This window comes from Alistipes sp. HGB5, assembly GCF_000183485.2.
Classification (GTDB): domain Bacteria; phylum Bacteroidota; class Bacteroidia; order Bacteroidales; family Rikenellaceae; genus Alistipes; species Alistipes finegoldii.
Window position 1 is genome coordinate 60,418 of record NZ_AENZ01000002.1, and the last position, 12,278, is coordinate 72,695.

A 12,278-nucleotide genomic window follows, 5' to 3' on the forward strand; every position below is an offset into this window, starting at 1 on the left:
CGCGCTCCGGAGACGAAGACACGGAATACTGAAATCGGTTAGGCCGCTTTTTGGTCTGAAGTGGCGGCGAACTCCAAAGGATAAAAACCGTGCGGACCCGTCGTCCGGCACGCGGTCCGGGCGCGGAAAGGCCCCGGACTATTTTTTGCGGTTATCGTGGAGTCCGCCCCGAAACGCCCTCGGAAGAGGATCGGGAAAGGTTAGGACTCCCGGAAACGGCGGCTCCGCACCGAGTCCCATGCCCCGGAAGCAGGATGCCGTCACGAAAAACCGCTGAAAAATAGGTAAAGCTAAAAGAACTTGGGGTTCCTTTAGCTTTATCTATCGTTTAGCACTAAAGTGCTACCCTACTTTTTCTTGTGACGGTTCTTACGCAAACGTTTTTTGCGTTTGTGGGTAGCCATCTTGTGTCGCTTATGCTTCTTTCCGTTTGGCATAGTCCTTGATTTTTTGAGGTTCTTATTTATTTAAATTATTTCACCTTCGCCGCAAAGCTCTTGGCGGGCTTGAAAGCGGGAATGTTGTGTTCGGGAATGGTGATGGTCGTATTCTTCGAGATGTTGCGGGCAACCTTTTTGGCGCGCTTCTTTACGATGAAACTGCCGAAACCACGGAGATACACGTTGTTCTTGTTGGTCAGCGACGTCTTGATGCTATCCATGAAAGCCTCAACGATTGCCTGTACCTGCACCTTTTCAACTCCGGTGCTCTTAGCGATTTCGCTTACGATATCTGCCTTTGTCATTTCTATATAGTATTAAATTATTAAGTTCGTGTGAAGACATTCGGACTGCAAATATACGCTTTATTTACATTTTAGCCAACAAACCGCAGTTTTTTTTCATTATTTTTCCCGCAGTCCTCTACCTGCCACTGGAACAGTACGATAACAAATATCGGGCAAAACTCGCCCGAAAATTAAAATATTATGTGTCAGGCAATTATTCCCCGTCGGACTCCGTCGGACGGACGACACGGCAATCAATTATGGATCAGCAACATAGTCTCTAAGCGCCCAAAAGCGCCCCGACCTTTTGGGAACAAAAATATACCCAAAACGCCATCCGGAATTCCGGCGTGCAGGGGCGGAAATCCCGCCCTGCACGCCGGCACCGAAGCGGTTATATTCCGCGCCGGAAAATACGGGACTCAATAAACGCCCGGTTTTTGCGTTTGATAATAAAATAACTAATTTTGCAAACTAAATTCCGCTAACGGTATGGTCAAAATACTCTGGGTGGACGACGAGGTCGAACTGCTGAAGCCCCACGTCCTGTTCCTCAAACAGAAGGGCTACGAAGTAGACACCTGCAACAACGGCTACGACGCGATCGACATGGCTTCCGAAGGGGCCTACGACCTGATAATCCTCGACGAAATGATGCCCGGCATGACGGGACTCGAAACGCTCCCCAAGATCAAGGAGGTGCGCCCCACCACGCCCGTCATCATGGTGACCAAGAGCGAGGAGGAGAACATCATGGACAAGGCCGTCGGCTCGAAGATCGCCGACTACCTCATCAAGCCCGTGAACCCCAATCAGGTGCTGCTCTCGATCAAGAAGAACGTCCACCAGCAGCAGCTCGTCACCGAGCAGACCACGGCCGACTACCGTTCGGAATTCGGACGCATCTCCTCGTCGCTGCAGATGGCCGAGACCTTCGGCGACTGGTGTTCGCTGTACCGCAAGCTGGCCAACTGGGAGGTCGATCTTTCGGAATCCACCGACCAGAGCATCAAGGAGGTGCTGACCTACCAGAAAACCGAGGCCAATCAGGAGTTCTGCAAGTTCGTGCGCCGCAACTACTACAACTGGATCAACAGGCGTTCGGAAGACACTCCCGTGATGTCGCACACGCTGATGCGCACCAACATCTTCCCGGTGGCGGACGAGAATCCGAAGACCACGCTGTTGCTGATCGACAACTTCCGCTACGACCAGTGGCGGTCGATCTCCTCGCTGCTGAGAGGCTATTACGACGTGGCGCAGGACGATTTCTACTGCGCCATCCTGCCCACGGCCACCCAATACGCCCGCAACGCCATATTCGCGGGCCTGATGCCGCTGGCCATCGACAAGCTGATGCCCAACAAATGGCTCAACGACAACGAGGAGGGCGGAAAGAACCAGTACGAGGAGGAGTTCCTCAAACGGCTGATGGCCCAGAACGGCAAGAACTGGAAATTCTCGTTCGACAAGCTCGTGCGCCCGGAACAGGGCCGCAAACTGGTGGACAATATACAAAAGGTGTACGACGCCGACTTCTCGGTCATCGTCTACAATTTCCTCGACATTCTCTCGCACGCGCGCACCGAAACCGACATCATCCGCGAACTCACCGAGGACGACGCGGCGTTCCGCTCGCTGACGCGCTCATGGTTCGAACATTCGGACCTCTACACCATCCTCAAACTCCTCTCGGAACGGGGACACACGGTGGTCATCACCTCCGACCACGGCACCATCCGCGTGGACAATCCGGTGAAGGTGACCGGCGACCGCGAGACTTCGGCCAACCTGCGCTACAAAACGGGCCGCAACTTGGCCTACAACTCCCGCGACGTCTACGAAGTGCTCAAGCCCGAAGACGTGCAGCTTCCGTCGAGCAACCTCACGTCGAGCTACATCTTCGCCTACAATTCGGATTTTCTGGTTTACAACAACGACGCGAACCGCCATATCCGCTACTACCGCAATACATTCCAGCACGGCGGCATCTCGATGGAAGAGATGATCGTGCCCTACATCGTCTTAAAACCCAAACAATAGATGAAAACCATCCATATCACCTCGCAGGACGACCTGCCGGACGTCGCCGAAGCGGTCATCGAAGCCCTCGGCCGCCGCACGGTAGTCGCCTTCCGCGGAGAAATGGGCGCCGGAAAAACGACGCTGATCCGCGAAATCGCCGCGCAGCTGGGCGCGACGGACACCGTAACCAGCCCCACGTTCGCCATCGTCAACCAGTACAAGGGCAAGGGCGGCCGCCGCATCCACCATTTCGACTTCTACCGCATCAACGACGTCCGCGAAGCTTACGACTTCGGCTACGAAGAGTATTTCTATTCGGGCGACCTCTGTCTGGTCGAATGGCCCGAAAAGATCGAGCAGCTGCTGCCCGACAACGCGATGACGGTACGCATCACCGTGGACAGCGACACGGCCCGCACGTTCGAGATCGACTGACACTCCGAGCCTGCACATACGCCCGGCAACACGCCCCGCTACACCGGGCAGGTTGCCGGGCGGTTCACGTTCCGCCCCCGGCGGCGGACAATTTGCCCGTCCCGCGAAAAATCACTACTTTTGCAGGCGGCAGGCTCCGGAAGGGATAAACTCCGGCCGGCCCTGCGCTGAAATCCGATTCACCCATTAAATACAACCATGCAGGAATATATCTCCAAACAGCAACAGATTTTGCGTCCCGCCGAACAGATTTACGCCGTCATCAGCCGTTTCGACAACCTGACGCCCGCCGTGGCAGACAAGGTCGAGGAGTGGCAGGCGACCGAAGACACCTGCTCGTTCAAAGCCAAAGGCTTCACCGTAAAGCTCCGCATGGAGGAGCGCGAAGCGCCCCGGCACGTCAAGATCGTCGCCGACGGCGGCGGAGTGCCGATGGACTTCGCATTCTGGATCCAGCTCCACAAGGTCTCGGACACCGACACCCGCATGCGGCTGGTGCTGCACATCGAGCTGAATATGATGATGAAAATGATGATCGGCGGCAAACTCCAAGGCGGACTGGATCAGATCGCCGAAGGCATCGCCAAGGCGATGAACGCCGCACCGCAATATTAACGCAGAGGCGGCACGGAATGCGGGACCGCATGCGATACGGCCCCCTGCCCACCGCCCCGCATCCGACCGGCCGTTCCGGTCGGACGCCAGAACAACCGACACGCGACCATGAAACCTACTGCATACCTGACAACCTTTTTGGGGCTTCCCGGAGCATCCGGCGAAAAACGGGCCGCGTGTAATTTCGACCTGACAAGCCGTTATTTCTACAACGTCTCTTCGGAAGAGAGCTCTTTTCAGACCATCGACGCCGAGACCACGGCCGACCTCGACCTCAACGCCGTATTCGAGCGTATCGACCGCACCTCCTCCAAGCCGGGACAGCAATACCTGTACGCCCGGCTGAGGACCCTGCGCGGCACGGAAGAGGTACGGGAGTTCGGCCGCAGGACGGATCATTTCGCCGGGAACGCCGGACATGCCGAACAATGCGCGAAACACCTTTCGCGGCTCTCGGACGACGACGCCTACGACCTGCAAAACCTGATTTTCGACAAGCCGGAGCAGGTGCGCCGCATCGCTCTCGTCTACCTGCTCTCGGCCGCAGCCGTGGTGTCGCTGCTGCTGAGCTTTCTCTATCCGCTGCTGCTGTTGCTGTTTCTTGCCGTCTTCGCAGCGAACATGTATATCCATTACAGCAACAAGCTCAACATTTCGATCTATGCTTCGGCCGTGAAACAGTTGTCGCTGGCGCTGCGGACCGCCCGGCATCTCGCTGCCGAAGAGGTTCCCGGCACGGAGGAGGCCCTGAAGGTCATCCGTCAGGTCTCCGAGGTCGAACGGCGCAGCCGCGTGGTCGGCACGCAGGGCGACAGCGCCAACGAGCTGGCCGCGGCCGTATGGCTGGTGCTCGAACTGCTGAAGACGGCCTTCAACGTCGAGGTGATTCTCTTCCACCGCTTCATCGGCAGCATCATAGCGCGCCGCGACGCCATCCACGGACTGTTCCGGTTCATCGGAGAGACCGACGCCGCGATTTCGGCGGCACGCCTGCGCGGCGAAACGCCGACCTGCCGCCCGGAATTCACCGACGGGAAATACCTGCGGGCCGAGGAGGTCGTACATCCGCTCATCGGAGACTGCGTCCCCAATACACTGGAGCTGGACGGCACGGGATTGCTGCTTACCGGTTCCAACATGTCGGGCAAGACCACGTTCATCCGCACGCTGGTGCTCAACGCCCTGCTGGCCGAGACGCTCGACATCTGCTTCGCCGAGGCCTACACGGCCCCGTACATGAAGATTTACAGCTCGATCCGCATCTCGGACGACATCGCCGAAGGGACGAGCTATTACCTGCAGGAGGTGCTGACCGTCAAACGGTTCATCGACGCATCGCAGGAGCCGGCGCCGTGTCTGTTCGCCCTCGACGAACTTTTCAAGGGCACGAACACGACCGAACGCATCGCCGCCGGAAAAGCCGTACTGGCGCATCTCAACCGGGGACCGCATCTCGTGCTGGTATCGACGCACGACGTCGAGCTGGCGGACCTGCTCCGCAAAGACGGCTACGAGCTGCACCACTTCCGCGAGGAGGTGATCGACGGGAAGCTGGTCTTCGACTACCGACTGCACACGGGTCCCCTCACCACCCGCAACGCCATCCGGATTCTGGAAATGTACGACTATCCGCGCGACCTGATCGCGGAAGCGTACGAGGTGCAGGAGAAACTGACGGAGAAATCGAACTGACGACACGAAAACGCGACTCCGGCTGGAGCCGTCCGTGCGGCACAATTATCCCTGCACCGGTTTGCGCTGCATGAAGCGGCGTTTGAGCCACCCGCGCACCGGTTCGTCGTACAGACGCAGGCACAACCACGCCAGCAGGATGCTGCCGCCGTAAACCAGCGCGCCGTACCCCAGTGCTTCGGGCCATGCGGGACGGGTATCGATCACCCACGCAGTATAAATATAGACGAACGGATAGTGCGTGATATACAGCGGATAGGAGATGTCGCCCAAGAAACCGCAGACCTTTTTCGACACCCGGTCCGTGACTTTGCCGCCCGCGCCGGCCGCTACGACCAGCGGGAAGAGGACGATGATGCACACGGCGTCGTAGAGACCGTTCAGCCACAAGCGGTCCGTCCCCAGATGCGGCACGGCCAGCACGGCGACGACGCAGAGACTGCAAAGCCAGAAAGCGCCGCGCAGACGGATCAGCTTTCCGACGCGCGACAGCAGCAGTCCGGCGATAAACGGATAGGCCAGCCGCGTGAAACCTACGCCGAGCTGTTCGCCGTCGAGCGCCCAGCCGCCGATCATATCGCCCTGCGTCACGGCAAGACGCACCGTAAAGCATGCCGCGACAACGGCGAGCGCCCCCAGCAACAGTTTCGAAAGCCGCCGCAGGACAAGGGCATAGCAGATATTGGCGATATACTCGAAGAAAAGCGACCATGCGGGGCCGTCCAGCGGATAGGTCTCACTCCAGCCGCGAATGTCCATCGACGGCGGCACGGGAATCATCAGACACCCCAGCAGCAGGATCAGAAGCATGCGTCCGACCGGAACGCCGGCGATCATTTCGTAAGGTCCTCCGGCGCCGAAGTAGAACGCCGCGGCGCCGATCAGCATACCCATCACCACCATCGGATGCAGGCGGATCAGACGGCGCTTGAAGAAATCGCGGTAGGTCATGCGTCCCCAGCGGTCGTCGTAGGCATAGCCGATGACGAAGCCCGAAAGGACAAAGAAGAAATCGACGGCCAGATAGCCGTGGTTGATGATCTGGTCGGCATGGCTCGCGGCATGCGCCTCGAAAAGATGAAAAGCCACGACGACCAGCGACGCGACGCCGCGCAGACCGTCGAGGATCGCATAATGGGGCTTCGAGTCGGGATAGGCGGAAGCGGAAGTTGAAAGCATATGGATCAGCGTTTTTTATCGTCGGACAAGCAGGCTTCGAGCCGTTCGAGCACGGTGCGCACCGTAGGGAAACTCCCGGCGGCATGGGCCATCGCTTCGGCCGGAGCGCACCAGACGACCGTCTCGATCCCCTCTTCGGTCTGCGGTACGAGGCCGCCGCAGGCCGCCGCGCGCAGTTCGTACCAATGGGTGCGTTTCAGCTCCCAGCGTTCGGTCTTCGGGAAATAATAGGCGTGCCACGTCCGGCACAGCGGCCGCACCGGTTCGGCGCACACGCCCGTCTCCTCGGCGATTTCGCGCGCGGCGCACGCTTCGATGCGCTCGCCGCATTCGAGATGTCCCTTGGGCAGGTCCCAGCGGCCGTTGCGGCGCATCATCAGCCACTCGCCGCGGTCGTTCACCACCACGCCGCCCGCCGCTTCGATCTGCGTAAAATCAGCCGCAAAAGAGCGGAACGCCGCGTCGGGATCGGCAGAAACGACTGCGACGCAGTTGTGCGATTCGAGAATTTTCGTTACCTTCGCTCGTGATAGGTCCGCCGGATCCGCGGGCACGACGGCATAGCATTCGCCGCCGGGCGCGTCCGAAGTGAAAATCACGGATTTATCTGCAAAATATACGGTATGGTTCATGCCGATCGGATTTGAATGCAAAAATACGAATAAATAGAAGAAACCCGACCGAAAATGAAAAAATTACTCCTTTTTATGGCTATTGCAGCTACGGGACTGAGCGCATGCGACGACAAGCGGCCGCAGCCCCTTACCATCGACAATGCCCTGACGGCCGATGAGATCGCCGCAGGCATTCTCACCCCTGAGGTGATGTGGAAAATGAGCCGTGCAGGCTCCTCGTCGCTCTCGCCCGACGGGCGTACGCTCCTCTATGCGCAGACCGACTACAACATGGCCGAAAACCGCGGCGTGACGACCATCTGGGTCGAAGACCTTGCGACCAAGGCCGTGACGCGCCTGACCGACACCGCGTCGAACAACGCCGATCCCAAGTGGAGCGCCGACGGGGAAAAGATCTACTTCCTCTCGGACCGCAGCGGCTCGATGCAGGTATGGGAAATGACACCCGCAGGCGGCAACGCCAGACAGCTCTCGGCGTTCGACAAGGACGTCGAAGGCTTCGGCATCAGCCCCCGCGGCGACAAGGCATGGTACGTACAGCGCGTCGAGGTCTGCGACCGCAAGTCGTCGGACGTCTACAAGGACATGGACAAATCGAAGGCCCGCATCTACGACGACCTGATGGCCCGCCACTGGAATTACTGGGACGAGGGTTCCTACCTGCATATCTTCGTCGGCGACTTCGGAGCCGAGGGGCTGAAACCCGGCGTGGACATCATCGGCAAGGACGCCGCGTGGGACGCTCCGCTGGCGCCCTACTTCGACATGGCCGAAATCGCGTGGAACAACGCCGGAACGATGCTGGCGTACACCTGCAAGCCGCTGACCGGCACCGAGTACGCCGTTTCGACCGATTCGGACATCTTCGTCTACGTCCTCGAAAACGGCGTGACGCAGAACATCTGCAAACCCGTAAACGTCAATACCGGCGAGCCGATCGCGGACATGGCCACGATGGCGGGTTACGACAAATACCCCGTCTGGTCGCCCGACGACCGGCAGATCGCGTTCCTCTCGCAGCGCCGTGCCGGCAACGAGTCGGACAAGGCGCGCCTGTTCCTCTACGACTGCCAGACGGCCCAAATGCAGGACCTGACCGAGGATTTCGACTACAACGCCATGAACGTCGTATGGAGCGGCAGCGACATGCTCTACTTCATCGCCCCGATCGAAGCCACGCACCAGATATGCCGCATCGCGCCTTCGGTCGGCGAAGTCGAAGTGGTGACCCGCGGCGACCACGACATCAACGCCTTCTCGATGGCGGGCGACAGGATCGCCGCCGAAATGTGTACGATCTCGATGGCCACGGAGTTCTTCGACGTGAATCCCGCCGACGGCACGCTGACGCAGATTTCGGCCATCAACAAACCCGTCTACGACAATATCAGAATGGGCGAGGTGCAGAAACGCTGGGTCAGGACCACCGACGGCAAACAGATGCTGACGTGGGTGATCCTGCCGCCCGACTTCGATCCCGCCAAGAAATACCCCACGCTGCTCTACTGTCAGGGCGGTCCGCAGAGCGTCGTTTCGCAGTTCTGGAGCTACCGCTGGAATTTCCAGCTGATGGCGGCGCAGGGTTACGTCGTCGTTGCGCCCAATCGCCGCGGCCTGCCCTCGTTCGGACAGGAGTGGCTCGACCAGATTTCGGGCGACTATTCGGGCCAGAACATCCGCGACTACCTCTCGGCCATCGACGACGTGGCGAAGGAGCCTTGGGCCGACGAAAACCGCATGGGATGCGTCGGCGCATCGTACGGCGGATATTCGGTCTATTTCCTCGCCGGATGCCACGAGAAACGGTTCAAAGCCTTCATCTCGCACTGCGGCATCTTCAACTTCGAGTCGATGTACGGCCAAACCGAGGAGCTGTTCTTCATCAACAACGATTACGGAGGTCCCTACTGGGATCGGTCGAACGAAGTCGCACAGCGCTCCTACGCCAATTCGCCGCACAAATTCGTCGGAAAATGGGACACGCCGATGCTGATCTTCACGGGCGAATACGACTTCCGCATCCCCTACACGCAGTCGCTCGAAGCATTCACCGCCGCCCGCGTCCGCGGAATCCCGGCCCGTCTGGTGGAGTTCGAAAACGAAGCCCATCAGGTGTTCAAACCCCAGAACTCGCTCGTATGGAACCGCGAGTTCTTCGGCTGGCTGAACAAATACGTAAAATAACCGTCCGAAAGGCTCGATATGAAGGCCGTCCGAATCGTCGGGCGGCCTTTATCGTTCGCCAATCACACCTTTTCGCTCTTTCTTAAACCATTTCAGCCCGTCCGCCGTCCGCCAAATCTACCGGTTCATTGGAAGAATCCGCCGGTTCGTTGAATTTATTTTCATCTCAGTCAGGACCTTCCTACATTTGCTTCCGACGCAATTAACAGATTTTGACTATGAAGAATGTAACCACCCACCGGGCGGGGAAGCTGTGCTATGTCACACCCCTGCTCGAACAGATCGACGTGCAGCCCGAAAAGGGATTTGCCAACTCCTTCCCCGGCGGCGGCGTAGAGCCGACCGGCGCAAGCTACGACGATTTCTATTTGGATAACGAATAAAAAACGGCGCAGCTATGAAAAACTTCCATAAAGCTCTGTCAATCCTCGCTGCGGCCGCACTGTTTGCGGGCTGCAGCAGTTACGACGAGACGAACGATCCGGCGCGCGCCGGCAATACGTCCGTAAAGCTCCTTGCCGATGTCGCCGACGACGCCGAAACCCGTGCCGGCATCTCCGTCGGGGAAAGCACATTTACCGGCTATTGGGAAGAGAACGACGCCATGGGGATTCTTTTCACCGCCCCCGGCTCAACTCCCGAACTTCGGCCGTTCACCTACAACAACAACGACTTCGCATTCGAAGGAGAGCTGCCGACGCAGAGCGGTGCGTGGCAATACATGGCTTTCTATCCCCATGCGACCGTAAACGGCACCAAAGCCAGCATTCCGTTCGGCAACCTGCGCACCCAAAGCGGCAACGCTTTCAACTGCGCATCCGACGCACTGGTGGCCCCGTGCCTGAACTTCGCCAATGCCGAACCGGGCAAAACCGACGAAGGCGATCCGGTCCGATTCACCCTCAACCGCCTGACCTCGATTCTCAATCTGGAGGTAAAAGGCGGAGACAATGCCGACAAGGTCCGCTACCTGCTGCTGACTTCGGAAAACGAAACCCAAACGCTCTCGGCCGCGAGCATCGACTTCGACATTTCAGACATGGGCTCCGGACTCGCATTCAGCCAAACCGCTCCGTCGAACGTCATCGCGCTGGGCTTCGAGCAGGGCACGGCTCCCGACGCCAACGACATCAACGCCTTCTTCAACATCATGCCGGGGAGCTACGACAAACTGACTGTAGACGTGATTACGGCAACCCGGATCGGTACGGTCGCCATCGAACGCGGGGCAGACAAACCGTTTGCCGCAGGCAAGCTCTACAAGCGCGCCGAAACGCCCGTCTTCGCTCCGCTCGAAGCTCCGTCGTTCGACTGGCCGGGACATGAGATCGACCAAGCGCATGAGATCACCGTGGACGACAACAACCAGCTCACCTACTCCGCCGCCATCAACATCCATGTACCGGGAGGCATTGCCGGTCTGGAAGTCGATGTTTCGTCGCCCGTACTGAGCATGCTGGGCATTTCGAAACTCGACCTGTTCAACGATTCCGACGTCATCGAGGGAATCTCCTTCGCAGATCTCGGACTCAGCTGCCAGACCGAAATACAATATAAAAAAGAGTGCGTTTTCGACATCACGTCACTCGTGCCGATAATCCTCCTGCTGGGTCCCGACCCCGGCAGCGAACACGTCTTCGACGTCAAGGTGACCGATCTCGCGGGGCAGGTGACCGAGCAACCGCTGACCTTCACGACCCCGGCGCTCGTGCGGGTAGATCAAACGGACCTTTGGAAAAACACCGCCTCGCTGACGATCAGCAATCAGTTCGCCGACGCCGGCAGCGTCGTGCTGGAATACCGCATAAAGGGCGAAAGCGCATGGAACGCCGCCAGCGTCTCCGGGCCGAACGACGACGGCAGCCGCACGGCCCTGATCAGTCCGACATGGACCGCCGGCACCAACGAAGCGGGACTGACGATCCATAGCGTCGATCCCAAGACAGGCATCTTCGCCCGCAAGAGCTACGAATACCGACTGCTCGCCGACGGCGCAACAGTCGCTTCGGGCGAATTCACGCCCAAAAACAACCTCGGCGACGTCATTCCCAATGCAGGCATGGAGAGCTGGAGCACGAAATCGATGAAAAAGATGTTCTCAGGCTCTGCCAACGCACCCTATCCGAACGCCTATATGACCAGTTCGGGAACCGACAAATTATGCACTCAGGCAACATATCCCGGCATGGTCGGTGATTATTGCGCGCAACTCGCCGCGAAGTATGCAGGCATCGCATTCGCTGCGGGCAACCTCTACACCGGAGATTTCGTGATGGACGGCACAGTCGGTTACGCACAATTCGGACAGCCGTACACCTATTCGGCACGTCCCGCCGCCCTCAAACTGAAATACGCCGCCGAGATAGGCGAAATCAACCGGGTCAAGAACGATCCGCCCGTAAGCACCGGCATCGACAAAGGACGCATCTTCGTCTGTATCGTCGAATGGAGCGACCGCCATGCGGTGCAATCGGGCACCACGGTGGACAAGACGACGTTCTGGGACCCCGAAACCGTATCGAGCCTGAACGAAGGCAAAATCATCGGCTACGGTCCCGCCTACATCACGGAGTCTCACACCGGCAGCATGAAGGATCTGGCGCTTCCGATCGTCTATTACGAAAAGACGGACACACCTCCGACGGGCAACTACACGCTGGTCATCTCGACCGCGACCAGCTATCTGGGCGACTACCTGACCGGATGCGACGCGAACAAACTCTGGGTAGACGATTTCGAGTGGGTATACTGATCTCCCGATAACAAACCCGAAGGCCCCGCGGCCT

Annotated in this window: 10 protein-coding genes; 7 read left to right on the top strand and 3 right to left on the bottom strand. The window is 58.7% G+C overall.

All coding sequences use genetic code 11. The annotated features are described in order from the left end of the window. Window positions 1–472: 472 nt before the first annotated feature. The gene (locus tag HMPREF9720_RS00240) at window positions 473–745 is read right to left on the bottom strand and encodes an HU family DNA-binding protein (RefSeq protein ID WP_009596092.1); all 273 of its coding nucleotides are present in this window, start codon (window positions 743–745) and stop codon (window positions 473–475) included. 474 nt (window positions 746–1,219) lie between these two features. Between HMPREF9720_RS00240 and HMPREF9720_RS00245 the strand changes: the two genes are divergently transcribed. The 4 genes from HMPREF9720_RS00245 to HMPREF9720_RS00260 all read left to right on the top strand — a co-directional run bounded on the left by HMPREF9720_RS00245 (window position 1,220) and on the right by HMPREF9720_RS00260 (window position 5,494). Next, window positions 1,220–2,770: a response regulator gene (locus HMPREF9720_RS00245; protein ID WP_009596052.1), complete on the top strand. Its 1,551-nt coding sequence runs from the start codon at window positions 1,220–1,222 to the stop codon at window positions 2,768–2,770. Next, on the top strand, window positions 2,771–3,187 hold the full coding sequence (gene tsaE / locus HMPREF9720_RS00250; protein WP_009596075.1) for a tRNA (adenosine(37)-N6)-threonylcarbamoyltransferase complex ATPase subunit type 1 TsaE: 417 nt from the start codon (window positions 2,771–2,773) through the stop codon (window positions 3,185–3,187). It abuts the gene before it with no gap. 198 nt (window positions 3,188–3,385) lie between these two features. Continuing rightward, window positions 3,386–3,802: a polyketide cyclase gene (locus HMPREF9720_RS00255; RefSeq protein ID WP_009596069.1), complete on the top strand. Its 417-nt coding sequence runs from the start codon at window positions 3,386–3,388 to the stop codon at window positions 3,800–3,802. A gap of 108 nt (window positions 3,803–3,910) precedes the next feature. Next, window positions 3,911–5,494 carry a MutS-related protein gene (locus HMPREF9720_RS00260; RefSeq protein WP_009596123.1) on the top strand — a complete coding sequence of 528 codons (1,584 nt, stop codon included), beginning with the start codon at window positions 3,911–3,913 and terminating at the stop codon, window positions 5,492–5,494. Window positions 5,495–5,539: 45 nt separating this feature from the next. Here HMPREF9720_RS00260 and HMPREF9720_RS00265 read toward each other — a convergent pair whose 3' ends face one another. Together HMPREF9720_RS00265 and HMPREF9720_RS00270 are read right to left on the bottom strand one after the other, a co-directional pair. Next, the gene (locus HMPREF9720_RS00265; protein ID WP_009596060.1) at window positions 5,540–6,673 is read right to left on the bottom strand and encodes an acyltransferase family protein; all 1,134 of its coding nucleotides are present in this window, start codon (window positions 6,671–6,673) and stop codon (window positions 5,540–5,542) included. Window positions 6,674–6,678: 5 nt separating this feature from the next. Then, entirely contained in the window at window positions 6,679–7,305 is a 627-nt protein-coding gene (locus HMPREF9720_RS00270; RefSeq protein WP_009596072.1) for an NUDIX hydrolase, read from the bottom strand. Between the two features lie 54 nt (window positions 7,306–7,359). On the opposite strand from HMPREF9720_RS00270, the gene HMPREF9720_RS00275 reads away from it, so the two are divergent. The 3 genes from HMPREF9720_RS00275 to HMPREF9720_RS00280 all read left to right on the top strand — a co-directional run bounded on the left by HMPREF9720_RS00275 (window position 7,360) and on the right by HMPREF9720_RS00280 (window position 12,244). After that, window positions 7,360–9,492, top strand: a complete 2,133-nt coding sequence (locus HMPREF9720_RS00275) for a S9 family peptidase (RefSeq protein ID WP_009596076.1) — start codon at window positions 7,360–7,362, stop codon at window positions 9,490–9,492. A 218-nt stretch (window positions 9,493–9,710) separates the two neighbouring features. After that, on the top strand, window positions 9,711–9,875 hold the full coding sequence (locus tag HMPREF9720_RS15545) for a hypothetical protein (protein ID WP_014775961.1): 165 nt from the start codon (window positions 9,711–9,713) through the stop codon (window positions 9,873–9,875). A 14-nt stretch (window positions 9,876–9,889) separates the two neighbouring features. Further along, complete coding sequence (locus HMPREF9720_RS00280) at window positions 9,890–12,244, top strand: PCMD domain-containing protein (protein WP_009596058.1); 2,355 nt, start codon at window positions 9,890–9,892, stop codon at window positions 12,242–12,244. Window positions 12,245–12,278 lie beyond the last annotated feature (34 nt).

Coding starts and splice junctions, on each gene's coding strand:
- HMPREF9720_RS00280 (WP_009596058.1), top strand. CDS start 9,890: ATGAAAAACTTCCATAAAGCTCTGTCAATCCTCGCTGCGGCCGCACTG.
- HMPREF9720_RS00255 (WP_009596069.1), top strand. CDS start 3,386: ATGCAGGAATATATCTCCAAACAGCAACAGATTTTGCGTCCCGCCGAA.
- HMPREF9720_RS15545 (WP_014775961.1), top strand. CDS start 9,711: ATGAAGAATGTAACCACCCACCGGGCGGGGAAGCTGTGCTATGTCACA.
- HMPREF9720_RS00240 (WP_009596092.1), bottom strand. CDS start 745: ATGACAAAGGCAGATATCGTAAGCGAAATCGCTAAGAGCACCGGAGTT.
- tsaE (WP_009596075.1), top strand. CDS start 2,771: ATGAAAACCATCCATATCACCTCGCAGGACGACCTGCCGGACGTCGCC.
- HMPREF9720_RS00275 (WP_009596076.1), top strand. CDS start 7,360: ATGAAAAAATTACTCCTTTTTATGGCTATTGCAGCTACGGGACTGAGC.
- HMPREF9720_RS00265 (WP_009596060.1), bottom strand. CDS start 6,673: ATGCTTTCAACTTCCGCTTCCGCCTATCCCGACTCGAAGCCCCATTAT.
- HMPREF9720_RS00260 (WP_009596123.1), top strand. CDS start 3,911: ATGAAACCTACTGCATACCTGACAACCTTTTTGGGGCTTCCCGGAGCA.
- HMPREF9720_RS00270 (WP_009596072.1), bottom strand. CDS start 7,305: ATGAACCATACCGTATATTTTGCAGATAAATCCGTGATTTTCACTTCG.
- HMPREF9720_RS00245 (WP_009596052.1), top strand. CDS start 1,220: ATGGTCAAAATACTCTGGGTGGACGACGAGGTCGAACTGCTGAAGCCC.